Below are 16,013 nucleotides of genomic sequence, written 5' to 3'. Positions count from 1 at the left end.
CACCTCTTTTTTAATTTGCAGCAGTAATAATGAGATTTTTATATTCATCAACCTTAGCTGTAAAGGCTGGTGGTATTACTGTCGTTGAATCAAGTTGATCGACTATAGCAGGACCTTGTATTTCAGAAAGCACAGGAATTTTTTCTCGTTCATACACTGTAGTATGAATAAACCCTTCTTCAAAATACACTTCCCTGCTTTCCTTTATTGCGTCTTCAATCGTACCGGAAGGCTCATACTTTGGAAATTTTGGTTTTGGTACAGTACCAATAGCTGTCACGCGTAAACCATAAATTTCAACGGATTGGCTTTTATCGGAAAATGCAAATTCACGTTCATGTTCTTGGTGAAAGCTATTTAAAGTATCTTCTAAAGTTGGAATGTTTCGACCAACCGACACGGCTAACGAACGCCATTGTCCCATATATCTCATATCAACATACCTCATTAAAGTTGACTCTTCTTTCGAAACGCCCTCTTCTTGTAATAGATCTTCTGCCTCTTTTTCCATTTGCAGGTATTCCTGTTCCAATTCTTCAATCGAAACGTCACGAACGTTTTTAACATACGTTTTTGAAATATCATGACGAACATCAACTAATAAGCATCCCATTGCAGCTGCAACGCCTGGATGAGGGGGAACAATGACTGTTGGAATTTGCATTTCTTTTGCCAAATAAGCTCCTTGTAAAGGTCCAGCACCTCCCATAGTAACTAGCGCAAAGTCACGGGGGTCATATCCACGTCTAACTGATATTAAACGTAAAGCATCACACATATTCGCATTTGCAACTTGTATCATTGCATTGGCAGCTTCCTCTGTTGAATAGTTAAAGCGCTCACCAATTTTATTCACTGCTTGATATGCTTTTTCTTTATTCAATTCTATTTTCCCATCAAGAAGCTTTGTCCCAAGCCGGCCTAGTACTAAGTTTGCGTCTGAATTTGTCGGCTCCGTTCCCCCCTGTTCATAACAGGCCGGTCCAGGAACAGCACCAGCACTCTGAGGACCATTACGTAAAGAGCCACCTTCATCTGCCCAAGCAAGGCTCCCACCCCCTGCACCAATAGTAAGTATCTCAATACTTGGAAATCCAATTGGATAACCATACTCTATATACCAATCTTTTGTTATTTTTAAATCACCTTCATGCATTAAAGAAATATCGGTACTTGTTCCTCCCATATCTAAACCAATTGCATTATTAAAACCACAAAGTTTAGCAATATGCTTACTAGCAATGGCTCCTGCTGCAATACCTGAACTTGCCATCCTAGCAGCATAACGGGGAACGGTTTCTGAAGTCATTACTCCTCCCCCGGAATGAAGAACTAAAATATCATCTTTATACCCTTTCTCTTTCATTTCATTTTCAAGTACATTTATATACTTCGTAATAGGAGGTCCCAGCACTGCATTCACAATGGTTGTACTCATGCGCTCATGTTCAAAAATTTCAGGTAATACTTCACTGGAAATACAAACATATACATCCGGCAATTCTTCTTGCAGTATTTCTTTCACTTTCACTTCGTTTTCCCCATTCACATATGCATTCATTAAACAAACCGCTATAGACTCTGTGCCACGCTTCTTTAATTTTGCAGCTAATTCCCTCACTTCATTTTGATTTAGTTCGGTAGTAACGACTCCTGAATAATCTACGCGTTCTGTTACTTCAAAACGGTCTCTTCGTTGTATATATGGTCTAGCTACATCGTCATAAGCGTCCCATAGCTCCAGTTTTGTTCCGCGACGAATCTCTGTAACATCCCTAAACCCTTTTGTAGTAACAAGAGCTGTCTTTGGCAGTTTTCTTTCTATTAACGCATTTGTACCTACCGTCGTTCCGTGCGAAAAAATCTTTATCTCTTCACCATCAATCTCCGCTTTAGCAATTCCATCTAATATTCCACGTTCTGGGTTTGAGGGTGTAGAAGGTGTTTTTGTAACTGAGATTTCCCCCGTATTTTCATCAAAAACGAATACATCTGTAAATGTTCCACCTACGTCAATTGCAAGCCGGTATTGTTTCAAGTATCTACACCTCATTTTTTAAAGTTTTTTTTACACTGAAAAATAAGCACTGCAAATAGATAAATAGTTAAACTGCATAAGAAAGGTATTAAAGGAAAAGTTAATTCTAGTTAAATAGATTTACCTTGCATTTTCACACTTCCACTATTTTTGTTAAGTTCATACTTTTTTTGTATACATAGAATGCATCTGTACATGATGAAGCGGTAAGAAGCTCCTGGCTTACATCGATGAATACACGTTTTCTTCCACAGCAAAAATCGCTTCATCGAGGATAGAAACCATTTCGTGAATTTGTTCTTCGGTCACAATCAGAGGCGGAGCAAATACAAGTGTATCTGAACCTTCATAAATGGTACCTCTGCAAATTAGTCCTCTTTTCAATGTTTCTTTCACCACTTTTGGCGCCATGGGCTCTTCTCCTTTTTTAATCAATTCAACAGCACCGAGCAATCCGATCGTCCGCACCTCGCCGACGGTATCGTGTTTCTTTTGTACGTCCTGGAATGCTTTTAGCAATACGCTGCCCATCTCTTTTGCATTTCTTGCTAATCCTTCTCTTTCAATAATATCAATATTTTTTAATGCCACGGCACAAGCTGCCGGGTGCCCGCTGTACGTATATCCGTGGAATAAAATTCCTTCTGATTTACTATCAAATACCTCTTTGATTCTCTCTTTGATTGCAACACCGCCGAGAGGCATATATCCACTGGTTACCCCTTTGGCAAACGTAATCATGTCTGGCTCTACACCATATTGTTGAATGCCAAAATACGTCCCGGTTCTTCCAAATCCTGTAATAACCTCGTCTGCTACAAATAATATATTGTTTTTTTCACAGATTTCTTTTACTTGTTTAAAATAGTCTTCATGCGTCGGCAGTACTCCACCTGTCCCCTGAACTGGTTCCGATATATAGGCAGCAATATTGTCTGCTCCTTCTTTATCAATCAGCGCTTGTAAATTCTCCACTGAATCATTTTTCACATGCCTAAAATCCGGATCATTGGAATTCGTGAAATGATGAAAGGCATCCAGTCCTGTTGCACTTGTTGCTCCCATTGCAACACCATGGTAAGACCGCTTACGCGAAATAATGATTTTCTTTTCTGGCTGTCCTTTCAAGATCCAATAGTGGCGAATCAGCTTAAATGCCGTGTCGTTTGACTCTGAACCGCCGGATGTAAAGAAAATTGAATTTAAATCTCCCGGGGTTAATGAAGCGATTTTTGCTGCTAGCCGAATGGCTGGCTCGTGACTTAAAGAAGCGAAGCTAGAACTGAAGGCGAGCTTGGTCATCTGTTGTTGGGCTGCATCCGCTAATTCTTTTCTTCCATGCCCAACGTTTACATTCCAGAGACTAGATAAGCCATCAAATACTTTTTTCCCGTAAACATCTTTTAGGTAGACACCTTCCCCCTCTGTAAAAATAAAGTCAGGTCCCTCTTGCTTCTGTTTTTTTAGCGAAGAAGTAGGGTGAAAATAATATTTTTTATCCAATTCAATTAATTCCTCGATCATATTCTGATTTATTATTTTTTGTTCTTGCATGGTATCTCCTCCTAAAGGAATGAATTAATACAAACTTTTCAGTTAAATATTCTCACATTCCTTTTTTTCTGTTTTATTTTTCCATTTAGGGAACATTCTATTTGCAGCTTCAATAGCTGGTCTCGTTTCCGCCGTACCTTCTGCCGCAATTTCCTTCAACATCTTCTCTGTTGCCGTGTTATTAACTTGTCATTTTTCTTCTGACAACATTTCAATCCAATTTCCATCCATGTACAGCAATGCAGTATTCCTCCGTTTGCTTAATTTTTTCCTTTCTGGTTCATCCACAATATATTGCAATACTTATGCCAAAATTTATTAGAGTATATTCATATATTTGGGACGCCGCTTCTACGTCAATAAAAGTATATTGCATCGACCTTATTTCTAAAAAATTAGTATATTGACAGTTTTCTAAATAATATATAGTGTTTTTTATAAAATAATTTATCTATGCATCACTAATCATGCATAGGTGCATGATTAATCTATGGAAAGCAGGTGCTGAATATGAATACAAATGAAAAAGTTCCCCTTTTAGAAAACGAGCATGAGGGAATTATTATTTTAGATAACAGAGGCAGCATAGCTGCTTACAATAGAAATGCAGCCGACCTCCTTCCCACGTCTAAAGATAATCTATCCAAACAATTGTTTACCGATTTATTTCCACAGGACGACCAATTGAAAGAAATATGCAACAATAAAAAAGCATTTCCCACCCATTATGATGTTGAACATAAAAATATTAGGTTAATGTTTGATACTATAACTTTTTCTGCTGCGGGGGAAGAAGTTATTTGCAGAATTAAAAACTTGCAGCCTATGCAGGAATTAATGGAAAAACTCCAGCAGTCCGAACTTTTAACATTAGAACTTGAAACCATTATTAATTCAAGCATTGATGAGATTTTTGTGACAGACGGAAACGGGAAAGTTCTTCGTGTAAACCCAGCCGGGGAAGAATTGTATGGGATAAAGGAAGAAGAACTTATTGGACGCTATACTGATGAACTCGGAGAAGCGGGCTTTTATTCTCCTGTTTTTTATCCCACTATCATACAGCGTCAAGAAAAAGTATCCATGATTCAACGAACACGAGCCAATAAAACGATTCATGTCATTGGCAACCCTGTTTTCGATGATGACGGAAACATTTCACTCATTGTCTACACTTCGAGAGACTTAACGGAGATCAAACATCTCAAAGAGAAAATGGAAAGAACGGAATTTTTACTAGACACTTATAAATTAGAGCTGGAAGAGCTCAGTTCTTTTCATGACCAGGATTTTGATATCGTAGCTTTTTCACCTAACATGAGGAAATTAATGCTTTTCGTTGAAAAAATAGCTCGGGTAGATTCCACCGTTTTGATTACGGGAGAATCAGGAGTAGGAAAGGGGCTTATCGCCAATGCCATTCATAAAAAAAGCAATCGTTCCGAACAAACCCTGGTTCATATTAACTGCACGGCGATTCCTGATTCCTTGTTCGAATCAGAATTATTTGGCTATGAAGGCGGTACGTTCACAGGAGCAAAAAAAGAGGGGAATAAGGGGCTATTTGAACAAGCGGACGGCGGTGCACTGTTTTTAGATGAAATCGGTGAAATTCCTCTCCATTTTCAAGTGAAGCTATTAAAAGCGATACAAGAAAGAAAAATCGTTCGAGTGGGCGGTTCCAAACCGATTCATGTAGATGTTCGCATTATCGCTGCGACAAATCAGGATCTTGGCCGGCTTGTGAAGGAAGGTGCGTTTCGGAAGGATTTGTATTATCGTCTTAACGTTATTCCGATTCAAATCCCCCCGCTGCGAACCAGAATTGAAGATGTTTCGTATTTAATCGACTTTTTTATGGATACATTCAATAAAAAGTATGGGCTCAACACGCAAACGACACTTGAAATCGAAAATGCACTGATGAAATACTCCTGGCCTGGAAATGTAAGAGAGCTGGAAAATATTATTGAACGGTTAGTCGTCACGGCAGAAAAAAATGAAATATCATTAAACGACCTGCCCGATTATATACGGCACAATGAGAGCATTGAACATACGGATACTTCATCGGAAGATACCTCAGTCCTTGAAGTTCGGCATTTATGCACCCTGCAAGAAGCAAAAGAAGAAATGGAAAAACAATTGATTCATAAAGCTTATCAACAGCAAAAAAGCTCATACAAAGTAGGAGAGATTCTTGGCGTCAATCAGTCTACAGCTCTACGGAAAATTCAAAAGTACATTAAATAATTCAACATTCGCAGTCCAAACCACAAGTATGCCCTAATTTGTCCTTGCTATAAAATCTGAGCCAATGGCTGATAGGCCAGCATCTAACTTCCTAATCTTTTTGTGTTGCCTCTTCATCAATATAATCAGCATGGTTTAATCCTTATTTCACTTCTAACACTCTTTTAATTAATCAAACGTTTGATTAATAGTCTAATGAACTTCATAAAGAATTTTACATGCTGTTACACAAATAACTAGCTGATCATTCACAGGGCAGAGTATATTTTGTAAACTTTTGTCGTACTACCTCCGCTCCCTCTTTTATTGTGGTAATATTTAAAATATTAACAATATAGAGAGGAGTGATGCTATGACTGAGCCAAGAAAGTTACCAATCTCCCTTTTTATGAGTGTTATGCTGATTATGTCGCTAGGCTCTATTACTTTTGCAGAAGAGTCTGCTGTCCAGGAGGCGCAGGCGGGCGAAATTCAACGTGATTCCTTTGAGTTTGATGGATACGAGCGAACCTATCAATATTATGTACCGAGTTCTTACAATGGAAAGAAAGCCGTTCCGCTTATGCTATCTTTCCATGGCAGAGGCAGCAATTCGGATGAACAAATATCACTAACCGGGTTTGAAGAAATAGCAGAAAAAGAAGGATTTATTGTAGTATTCCCTGACAGCACAGAGATAGTAGATGATTATATAGATGAAGATTCTGGCCACCGTTTTCAATGGAACGACGGCCGGGAAGAAACCCCGCAGAAACGTGCCGGCGTAAATGATGTAGGTTTTACTTCCGAGCTTATTGATAGATTTGAAGAAAATTTCAATATTGACTCAAGCCGAATCTATGCAAACGGCATGTCGAACGGATCACTCTTCTCGCACCGCTTGGCTGTAGAGCTATCAGACCGTATCGCAGGGATTGGAGCTGTAACGGGACCGTTAGCCTCTTCCATTGCAGAAAAAACTCCAAAGGGACCCGTTCCTATTGTCTTATTCATGGGAGATAACGACACTATAGTGCCATATGAAGGTGCTGAGAATATCATTCTAGGTGCAGAAGCTACCGTAGATTACTGGGTTGAGGCAAATAACACGGCTCCAAAGCCAAGAGTGACGTATTTACCTCAAACCGCTGAAGACGATCCAACAAAAATCCGCCGGGAAGTTTACAGCGGCGGGAAATACGGAACAGAAGTGATCTTCTATAAGATGGAAGGAGCAGGCCATACCTGGCCCGGCGGACCGCAGTATGCACCTGAAGAATCCATTGGTCTCGTGTCCCGCCATATTAATGGAAGCCAGGTGATTTGGGACGAACTGAAAACACACCGGCTGCCGGGGGCGAAAAGACAATGCGGTAAGTAATTGACCGTACTGCCACACGAAAAAGAGCATGAGACCTTTAAACCTCACGTCTCATGCTCTATTTGTCATATGTTTATTTTCCAACATCTTCAACCCGAGGTTTTGTTGGATGAAGGGATACCTCCCCTTTCGTGTTCCCTGGTCTTTTGGACCAAATCGTGGCAAGGATGGGGCCGGATATATTGTGCCATACTGCTGCTATGACATTAGGTAATGCCGCTAATGGACCAAAGTGGGCTGCAGCCAGGGCTGCTCCCAGTCCGGAATTCTGCATGCCGACTTCGATAGAAATGGCTCGTCGTTTACTTTCATCCAACCTCATCAGCCATGCTGCAGTATATCCAAGCAGCAGTCCTAATAGATTATGAAGCATAACAGCTGAGAAAATAAGAAGCCCGGAGGTAGCAATACTCTCCACATTTGCTGATACAACAGCAGATACGATAATAATGATCGTAACAACGGAGATTAATGGGATAACTGAACTGCTTTTATTAACGGCGGCTGGAAATAATTTTCTAATCATCAGTCCAAGCGCTATCGGAAGAATGATGACTTGAACGATCGACACAAACATCGAGACCGGATCGACCGGTAACCATTGTCCTGCCAGCACCAATAAAATAAGCGGTGTGGCCACAGGAGCAAGTAAAGTAGAAAATGATGTCATAGCAACAGAGAGTGCCAGATTTCCTTTCGCTAGATAAACCATGACATTAGAAGCTGTACCCCCAGGGACAGCACCTAATAAAACCAGACCCGCCGCTAATTCATTCGGTAAATGTAAGGCATAGGCAATAGTAAAAGCGATCAGCGGCATCATCAAAAATTGAGCGAACACGCCAATAATCACAGGCAGCGGTTTGCTGAGAACCAGCTTAAAATCAACAGGCTTTAGAGTAAGCCCCATTCCAAACATCACAATTCCTAAAAGAATAGTGATATAACTATTAAAAAAGAGAAAAGGATTTGGAACAAAATAGGCTATTACAGCTGCACCAACAACCCAAATGGCAAAGTACTTCCCTGCTATGTTACTTATCATTTCCAGGCCTTTCATACGCTTCTCCTTTTTGGCTGAACCAGTTTGTGCGGATTAAAAATTCCCTTTGGATCTAATGCTGCTTTGATGTTTTCCATGACTTGCAGCGCCGAGCCGTGCTCTTTTTGCTGATATTTCATTTTACCGATGCCTACTCCATGTTCACCGGTGCAGGTGCCGCCGCGCTGTAAAGCATAGTCCACAATTTTCTCATTCAGCTTTTTTGCTTTTTTGACTTCTTCCGGATCCTCCGTGTTCAACATAAGCAGAACATGATAATTTCCATCCCCCACATGGCCAAGAATGCCCCCGTGAAGGTCTAATTCATTCACATTTTCTCGAGCGTGTGTTATCGCTCCTGCTAATTCGGAAATCGGAACACAAACATCGGTTACCATTAACTTTTTGCCAGGACTTCCATGGATATAAGCATAGGCGAGATTGTGCCTTGCCTCCCATAAACGGTTTCTTGCTGCGTTATCTTCTTCAAAATAAATCTCTTCACAATGATGATCGGCAACGATTTCTTTCGTAAATTCCACATCATGGTTAAGTCCCGGTTCATTTCCATGAAACTCTAAAAACAAGGTGGATTTTTCCTTATAATTGGTATCGCTGAACAAGTTAGCTTGCTTCATGGAAGGCTCATCAATAAGCTCCACTCTTGCAATCGGTACACCCGCATGCAGAATGGAAACAACGGCTTCCACTGCGTCATCTATACTGGCAAAAGAGGCTCTAGCAGCCACGATATGCTCAGGAATGCCATATAACTTTAATGTTAATTCAGTTATACAGCCTAATGTTCCTTCTGAGCCGACAAATAAACTATTTAAATGATAACCCGACGATGACTTTTGTGCTAAGTTGCCTGTATGTATGACTTGTCCATCGGCAAGAACAACTTCTAAATCATGAACTTGATCCCGCATCACACCATACTTTACGGATGTCGTCCCGCTGGCATTCGTCGCTGCCATGCCGCCTAGAGTAGCATCGGCCCCAGGATCAACGGAGAAGAAAAGTCCATATTTTTTAAGTTCTTTATTTAATTGAGATCGTGTGATACCTGGCTGAACTCGAACTAAAAAATCTTTTTCCCGAACTTCCAGGACTTTGTTCATTTGGGAAAAGTCTATAGTAATACCGTGATCATTTGGAATAACATGACCTTCCAAACTAGTTCCCAATCCATAAGGAATAATTGGTGTATGATGTTCATTTGCCACTTTCACAATCCCGCTTACCTCATCAGCACTGTCAGGAAAAACAACGACATCCGGTAAACTGCTTTTGTGATACGACTCGTCATGACTATGTTGTTCCCTCATCGTTTCATTCATCGTTACCTGATGATCTTTTAGAAACGCTTTCAAATCATGGAATACATGATCTACTGTTAGGCTCATAAACATTTCTCCTTTAATAGCAGCTAATATCTCTCGTGATCTAATTGTACAGAATAATCTAATAATTTAAAACAGTTTTCACTACAGTTCACTCCTTTCAATCAAAATTTATGAAACCCTTTATAGCGTTACTTGGAAAATTAAAAGAGATATCGCTCGTAGACAATAAAGAAACTTCTTTCATTCCGTTACTAATTAAAGAAAAGAGGCAAAAGACGATTTCCTTTGCCTGAAAATGTTATTTTAATATTTCACAAAGCTAGCACCTACAATAATTAAAAGAATAAACAATAAAGGCGATAATTTTATCACCGATGTCTGAAAGAAATGCTGGGTTGTATATAAATAAATATTAGGTCTTTAAAATCTCCTTCTTCTATCTGATCTATCCAAAACTTTCAATGCTGCTGCAACTTTTTTAGCAAATACAATTGGATCGTCATCTGTGGATTGAAAGTGCATATACATGGCACGAGGCTCATCAAAAAGCCAGTGGTTGTGAATAGCTGTAACCGTTATATCACGTTTACGTAGTTCAGTTAGCAGGGGGTTGATTTCCTCTTCTAAAAGTACAGTTTCCCCTAAATTTAATACTCTGCCATCTCTAAATTCAAATGAAAAAAATTGCGGTCTAACTAGGGGAGAACGTGTTGGAACTCTATCAATAGTAAAATTTAAATCACGCAGTCTTTGTATTAAGCAAACTCCATCTTCGGTTACACTACCTTCTCCATCTAAAATATCTGCAACTATATCACATAGCTCTTTTAATTTTTCTAAATGCAAAAAAACCCTCCTTTTATTGGTTTTAAATAGAATATGAATTTTTGTCATTGTTGCTTGGATAAATACATTAAGAGTAAAAACTATTATCCCTTCTAATTTTTGATAAGTATTACGGAACAAAAAGGGTTTTGTTATATATATTGTTATATGAATGACATCCTAGAAAAAATAGCATATTAAGGGAAATGATAGCTGGAGGAGTGAATACGATGGAATTTATACCGCGTGATCAACTAATAAATGAGCTGCAGGATTCTTTTCAGCCGCTTATGGAAAAATACAACATAGACAACATAGGTGTTTTTGAAGAAGAAGGCCAGGATAATACCTATTACGTCGGGTACACGGTTAGAAAGGACGGGAAGGTTTATATGGTGCATCTTCCGTATACCAAAAATGTGGACGGCCATTTAGCTCGTGCTCCCGGAGGATGGATGGTGGAAACGGACGAACCTTCGAATTTGGATGTAGCGGGTTATGATGATTTAGATGAAGTGTTCCAACGGTTTCTTATGTGATTTTCTTTTCGGTGCGATTTGCACACCCTTTTGCTGGATGGCCCTACTAAGCTTTGGTAACAAATAAGCGTAAGCCACATACAATATGGCAGGCGATGACCCACCATATTCTTTGGCAAGAAGGTGTTTTTTTTGAGACAAAATGAAATGTGGCAACCTGTTGTAATTGAGTTAAATCGCAGTCTGTTCAGTGAAATGATGGTTTGTTCCATGAGCACCCAGTTGTTTCATATCCCCGAAACCGAAAATTTACAAGGAAATGCAGAAATGCATTCCCATCTCGTTCCTGCTTCTTATCATCGAGTGACCGCAAGTGGATCGGCCCAAAGGTTAATGAATGGAGAAAACGGGCCATCCCTCGTACAAACCTTGACCAACTGCATACAAAACGCCGAACAGGAAGACCGCGGTGTACGCCGTGGCTTGCAGGTCATGGAAAATGCCGCTCCCTCTTCCTACAAACCGTTTATTCAAAGCATTATCCTTCATCAGAATGAGGCAGAACGGTATTTACAAAATGCGAAACAAACGACAATGCAAATCACAGGGGGTGGTGCGTGGCAGGGGCAGTCCCAGTACAGTAATTCACAAGGAGCATGGTATTAATTTTGGCAAACGACATCTTTACTATGCAGACAGAAAAAATGGTTCCCTCTCGTTAAGGGAACCTTTTATTCTAAATGTTTCAACTTGATCTTTCTATCTCTCATTCTGCGACAGTTTAGTTATAATTAATTTTTCTTATGAAGTTCTGCAAGTTGTTCATACATTCTCGTTGTTAGATCCCTTAGTACCGGGAAGTAAGGGCGAACCTGATTGTGATGATCGATATCCAGGTCTCCTAAAGTAATACCTTCTCCTTCATATGGAGCTTTGCATAATAGTGGGCTTCCAGGAACCTTTGTATCTTTTTCACCGGCTCCGATGATACAGCCGCCGCCCCAATATTCCGTTTCTCCTTCCTTCCCAACTAAGTTCGTGTAAACAAAGTTTACTGTATTTTCCATCGCTCTCACTTTTACGATAGGTTCAAAGATATCTTTTTCAAATGAAGGGGAGCCTGATATTCCTACAATAATATCTGCTCCTTTTAATGTTAACATCCGGGCTAATTCGGGAAAGAAAATATCATAACAAATAAGAACGCCAATTTTTCCTATATTAGTAGAAAACACAGGTAAATCTTCGCCTGCCTTAAAGTATCTTCTGTCAGGAAAGGCTCCAGGACCTGTTTTATCCGTTGCATGCCCTGGAAGAGTATTTTTTCTCCATTTTCCAATGTAACCTTCTGGCCCTACAAGTACAGCTGCATTATATAGTACACCATTCACACTTTTTTCAGGCATGCCCCAAATAATATAAATATTATGCTTTACAGCTAGTTTCTCTAAAAATTGGGTAGAGGCACCTGGAATAGACTCAGCTATATCAAAAAAAGAATCTCCACAATTGTAACCAGATAAAGCCAGCTCAGGAAATACTACTAATTCCGCACCCTTTACTGCTATATCTTCTGTATAGTGCTTCATTTTTTCCAGGTTACTATTTATTTGTGCCGTTTCGGGTGTAATTTGCCCTATAGCTATTTTAGCCACGTTAATCCCCTCCCATGTCTCATCTTTATCCCATTATTTCAATCTTTCTAGTTTCGACAAAACTTCTGAGAATTTGGACGTTTTACAAAGATCTGCAACTAACTTTTTGTCTTGAACTAAATTCCAAAGCCTATTAAAAAGCGAGCTGAATTCCTCTTTATCTTTTTCATTCAATGCGAGAAGCAAAATGAATTGAACAGTATGTTCTCCCCACTTTACAGGCTTCTTCAATATTCCGATCGCAATACAGGAATCAAGTGCGTTCGGTTTTAATGGATGAGGGATCGCTACTAAATTCCCAATTGAAGTCGGCGAAATGTCTTCCCGTTCAAGGACAGAATTTACATAATCATCGTTCACGTACCCTTTTACATTTAAGGCATGAGACATTGATTTTATTATTTCTATTGGGTCTGTTTTGTCGATTTCAGTAAAGAATAAATCCTCACTAAATAAATTTTGCATTCTTTCGAAGGATTTTTCTTTATCCTCATTTAAATATTTACTAGATATATAATTTTTCACTTTATTTATATCTTCAGCAGTTAATAAGGCGTTAATTTGAAGTATTGGTATGGTGCATTCTTTATTAATTGGAACTGTACTTAAGATTAAGTCAGTTCCTTCTTCCTTAATATCTTTTAAAGAATAAGCAGGATACGTACCGACAATCGTTAATCCAGGGAATTCACTTTCAATACTCGCGGCCAATAATTTTGCTGTACCTATGCCTGACGAGCAAACGATAGCGACGCGTCTTATCTCACGCTTTTTCTTGTTTTTTATTCGTTCAATGGCTGCTGCTAAATGGACAGCGATATATCCAATTTCTTCTTCGTTGATGACAACCTCCTGTTTAGACTGAATAACATTAGAGGCTGCGATAGCAAGCTCAAAAGAAAAGGGATAGCTATTTTTAATGTCTTGCAGCATTGGATTTTTAAGGTTCATGTTATATTTCATTCGGTTCAACGCTGATTTTAAATGCAAACCTAAACCAAAGAAGAGTTCATCGTCACCAAGGTCAATGCGATATGCTCGTTTTATTTCATCTAATATATCAATGACCAGTTGATAATTACTCTTCCCTATCCATTCCATAAATTCTTCTTGTGAAAGCTTTCCGTCCTGAAATTGTTTCGCTCCAAGAAGATGAATCGTGATATAAGCAATTTCTTCTTTTGGAATTTTTATGAAAAATACCTCTTCTAATGAAGTGACAATGTGAGAGGCTACAAAGTATTCTTTTTTATTTTCAAGAGGTGCTATTTCTATAGCCTCTACATCAATACTTTTTCCTTTTTTAATGCGCTGGATGCCGATAGCAATATGCATAATCAGATTGTTAAAAGGCATTTCAGCAATTTGAAAAGGCAATTGTTTAATATGCTTCTTGGTAATGGCTTTAATTAATTCAATATCTATTCCTTCTACTACAGATTCATTTTCATCAAGTTTATCAGTTTTGAAATCAGACAAATACGCAGATAAACAAAAACGAATATTCATCTCATTTCCAGCAAGCTTGATCCCGTAATTAGGTTTTTTGAAAATAGTCACGTCAAATTTATTGAGTAATTTTTCCACTTGTTTCAAATCGTTATCCACTGTTGATTTACTCACAAATAATTCATTAGCTAATTGTTCAATCGTTAAAAAATCATCGGCCATAATAATTCTTTTCAAGATATAAAAAACTCGATCTTCCGGTAAAACAGGCAATTTATTGTCTTTCGTTTCATTAAGCTGAAACAATTCTTCTACTAACTCTTTGATTTCACGATCGGGCGTTGGGTGCAGGAAATACCCTACCCCTCTTTGGGCATCAATTTGGACTCCGATTTTCTTTAATTCTTGATTCAATACAGTGATGTCATTTCTTATCGTACGGGAGGTTACCCCTAAAAAATTAGATATGTATTCACTTGTTACGGGGCCATCAAATGTTAGTAATTCTTTGATGATCTCTTTTAATCGAATGGATAAAATCATTCAATGATGCCCCCTTTTCACAAATAAAAGTCTATACTCTGCTTAATTTAATATTAATTATTTCATTTTCCTTAATATTGGTTATTACCATCGTATCTTTATGGAATTGGAACTTGTCAGCTGTTTCATCTCCAGAAAGTGGTTTCTCGTTCAAATCTGCCAACTCCGCTTTCTTGAAGAACTTTCCGTTTATTTGTGCGTGAACGAAAGGAATTTCCTTATCCGTTGTATTATAAATTCTTATTATCACATTATCATCATTTTCACACTTTTTTACTGCGCTGATGGCCATAAAAGGATGATCTAATTCAAAGAAGCTATTTTTATCACTAAACCTTTGGGTATCAGAGGGTTCATTGATTTGCACTGCAACCATGGAGGCAGTATATTCATCCGCTTTCAAACCAATTTCAGCTTCTGCCTCATTTCCTGAATGGGGGATGAAAGAATACTCCATTTCATACCTGCCTAACAGACTGCTGTCAGGTGTCTCAACATGAAGTCCTGATCGCCTTCCAGGACGGTGAATTAAATCTTGTTTCCCCATATAATCTGTTCCACACAACAATGTAAGTGCAATGGTTGGTGTATTCCCATCCAAAATTTCGTATTGCGGCAGACCTTTATTAAGGACGGAAAGTCCTTTCTCCCCATCAGAAACATCTACATATTTTTGGTGAGGATAAATGGGATAGTATTTTTCCTCCCATTGTTCTTTTTCCCAATAATCAACCTGCGGCAGCAGATTGTCCCGGCGAATGACGCCAAATTGTTGATCAGCTTTGTGAGTATTAGTAACTACACCCGTTTCGAAAAGCGCCCGAATTCTATGATTTTTAACTGTGTTATGAATAACTGTCTTAATATCTATCCGATCTTCATGGCGTTTTACTGTTACAAACGTCTCAATGATGACAGATTCCTTTTTTTTGGATCGTTTATTAACATCTGTATCGACAGGTACCTTTATAATGTGACCAATTTTCACAGTTGCAAATAAGGGGCCGTTATGCACCACTAAAATTTCTGGTTCAGAATCACGTGTCGTTATGATGACATCTTCTCTTGGTGGAGAGAAATCATACTCATCTCCGGCATTCCCGCTTTCTTCAAATATATTTAAATGGGGAAAAACCTTATTTGAAGTATGTTCTTTCACCGTTATTGATCCATTAGATTCAATCTCAGCCTGAAAGTAATCATTTGAAAATACACCATGTTGATAAACATTAGAATGATCCAGCTGATTTGTATGATTCTCTACCATATAAAACGTTTCATAACCTAATCCAACCACTTCAGCGAACAACATAATTTTAGATGTCCATACGTATTGATCCTCTAAAGCCCCTTAGCGATCTTGGACAACGAAAAGTAACTTCGTTACACTAAGAATCAAAGGGGTTGATTGAAAATGAAACGACAAGTTTACTCCAACGACTTTAAATTACAAGTAGTAAAAGAAG

At 38.7% G+C, this 16,013-nt stretch carries 13 protein-coding genes; 4 read left to right on the top strand and 9 right to left on the bottom strand.

Annotation, left to right across the window (positions count from 1 at the left end; translation table 11 throughout):
- Positions 1–10: 10 nt before the first annotated feature.
- Together ACE1TI_RS00065 and ACE1TI_RS00060 are read right to left on the bottom strand one after the other, a co-directional pair.
- On the bottom strand, positions 11–2,038 hold the full coding sequence (locus ACE1TI_RS00065; protein ID WP_375005529.1) for a hydantoinase/oxoprolinase family protein: 2,028 nt from the start codon (positions 2,036–2,038) through the stop codon (positions 11–13).
- 222 nt (positions 2,039–2,260) lie between these two features.
- Complete coding sequence (locus tag ACE1TI_RS00060; RefSeq protein WP_375005528.1) at positions 2,261–3,592, bottom strand: aminotransferase family protein; 1,332 nt, start codon at positions 3,590–3,592, stop codon at positions 2,261–2,263.
- A gap of 510 nt (positions 3,593–4,102) precedes the next feature.
- Here ACE1TI_RS00060 and ACE1TI_RS00055 point away from each other — a divergent pair.
- Both ACE1TI_RS00055 and ACE1TI_RS00050 read left to right on the top strand, forming a co-directional pair.
- Positions 4,103–5,845: a sigma 54-interacting transcriptional regulator gene (locus ACE1TI_RS00055; RefSeq protein WP_375005527.1), complete on the top strand. Its 1,743-nt coding sequence runs from the start codon at positions 4,103–4,105 to the stop codon at positions 5,843–5,845.
- Between the two features lie 352 nt (positions 5,846–6,197).
- Positions 6,198–7,205 carry a CE1 family esterase gene (locus tag ACE1TI_RS00050; protein ID WP_375005526.1) on the top strand — a complete coding sequence of 336 codons (1,008 nt, stop codon included), beginning with the start codon at positions 6,198–6,200 and terminating at the stop codon, positions 7,203–7,205.
- 73 nt (positions 7,206–7,278) lie between these two features.
- Here the strand turns inward: ACE1TI_RS00050 and ACE1TI_RS00045 are convergent, their stop codons facing one another.
- The 4 genes from ACE1TI_RS00045 to ACE1TI_RS00030 form a co-directional block, all read right to left on the bottom strand.
- The gene (locus tag ACE1TI_RS00045; protein ID WP_375005525.1) at positions 7,279–8,265 is read right to left on the bottom strand and encodes a bile acid:sodium symporter family protein; all 987 of its coding nucleotides are present in this window, start codon (positions 8,263–8,265) and stop codon (positions 7,279–7,281) included.
- Positions 8,262–9,656: an FAD-binding oxidoreductase gene (locus ACE1TI_RS00040; RefSeq protein ID WP_375005524.1), complete on the bottom strand. Its 1,395-nt coding sequence runs from the start codon at positions 9,654–9,656 to the stop codon at positions 8,262–8,264. The genes ACE1TI_RS00045 and ACE1TI_RS00040 overlap by 4 nt, the downstream gene beginning before the upstream one ends.
- Positions 9,657–9,899: 243 nt before the next feature.
- Positions 9,900–9,968: a YjcZ family sporulation protein gene (locus ACE1TI_RS00035; protein WP_375005794.1), complete on the bottom strand. Its 69-nt coding sequence runs from the start codon at positions 9,966–9,968 to the stop codon at positions 9,900–9,902.
- Between the two features lie 48 nt (positions 9,969–10,016).
- Positions 10,017–10,442: a DUF1259 domain-containing protein gene (locus ACE1TI_RS00030; RefSeq protein ID WP_375005523.1), complete on the bottom strand. Its 426-nt coding sequence runs from the start codon at positions 10,440–10,442 to the stop codon at positions 10,017–10,019.
- 209 nt (positions 10,443–10,651) lie between these two features.
- Here ACE1TI_RS00030 and ACE1TI_RS00025 point away from each other — a divergent pair, with 209 nt between their 5' ends.
- Positions 10,652–10,960, top strand: coding sequence for a DUF5634 family protein (locus ACE1TI_RS00025; protein WP_375005522.1), 309 nt, complete (start codon positions 10,652–10,654; stop codon positions 10,958–10,960).
- 123 nt (positions 10,961–11,083) lie between these two features.
- Entirely contained in the window at positions 11,084–11,566 is a 483-nt protein-coding gene (locus tag ACE1TI_RS00020; protein WP_375005521.1) for a hypothetical protein, read from the top strand.
- A 125-nt stretch (positions 11,567–11,691) separates the two neighbouring features.
- Here the strand turns inward: ACE1TI_RS00020 and ACE1TI_RS00015 are convergent, their stop codons facing one another.
- From ACE1TI_RS00015 to ACE1TI_RS00005, 3 genes are read right to left on the bottom strand one after another with little or no spacing between them, the layout of a single operon-like run.
- Entirely contained in the window at positions 11,692–12,555 is an 864-nt protein-coding gene (locus ACE1TI_RS00015) for a carbon-nitrogen hydrolase family protein (RefSeq protein ID WP_375005520.1), read from the bottom strand.
- A gap of 33 nt (positions 12,556–12,588) precedes the next feature.
- Positions 12,589–14,547 (bottom strand): BglG family transcription antiterminator, encoded by a 1,959-nt coding sequence (locus ACE1TI_RS00010; protein WP_375005519.1) that lies wholly within the window; start codon positions 14,545–14,547, stop codon positions 12,589–12,591.
- Positions 14,548–14,578: 31 nt separating this feature from the next.
- The gene (locus ACE1TI_RS00005; protein ID WP_375005518.1) at positions 14,579–15,859 is read right to left on the bottom strand and encodes a glycoside hydrolase family 38 C-terminal domain-containing protein; all 1,281 of its coding nucleotides are present in this window, start codon (positions 15,857–15,859) and stop codon (positions 14,579–14,581) included.
- Between the last annotated feature and the right edge of the window lie 154 nt (positions 15,860–16,013).

Source organism: Alteribacillus sp. JSM 102045 (assembly GCF_041949975.1).
Lineage (GTDB): Bacteria > Bacillota > Bacilli > Bacillales > Marinococcaceae > Alteribacillus.
The sequence above is the reverse complement of the archived record's forward strand: the minus strand, read 5'-3'. Positions and strand labels throughout refer to the sequence as shown.

Excerpts from the sequence above, each read along its gene's own strand:
- ACE1TI_RS00060 (WP_375005528.1), bottom strand. The coding sequence starts at position 3,592 with ATGCAAGAACAAAAAATAATAAATCAGAATATGATCGAGGAATTAATT.
- ACE1TI_RS00055 (WP_375005527.1), top strand. The coding sequence starts at position 4,103 with ATGAATACAAATGAAAAAGTTCCCCTTTTAGAAAACGAGCATGAGGGA.
- ACE1TI_RS00050 (WP_375005526.1), top strand. The coding sequence starts at position 6,198 with ATGACTGAGCCAAGAAAGTTACCAATCTCCCTTTTTATGAGTGTTATG.
- ACE1TI_RS00045 (WP_375005525.1), bottom strand. The coding sequence starts at position 8,265 with ATGAAAGGCCTGGAAATGATAAGTAACATAGCAGGGAAGTACTTTGCC.
- ACE1TI_RS00040 (WP_375005524.1), bottom strand. The coding sequence starts at position 9,656 with ATGAGCCTAACAGTAGATCATGTATTCCATGATTTGAAAGCGTTTCTA.
- ACE1TI_RS00025 (WP_375005522.1), top strand. The coding sequence starts at position 10,652 with ATGGAATTTATACCGCGTGATCAACTAATAAATGAGCTGCAGGATTCT.
- ACE1TI_RS00010 (WP_375005519.1), bottom strand. The coding sequence starts at position 14,547 with ATGATTTTATCCATTCGATTAAAAGAGATCATCAAAGAATTACTAACA.
- ACE1TI_RS00005 (WP_375005518.1), bottom strand. The coding sequence starts at position 15,859 with ATGTTGTTCGCTGAAGTGGTTGGATTAGGTTATGAAACGTTTTATATG.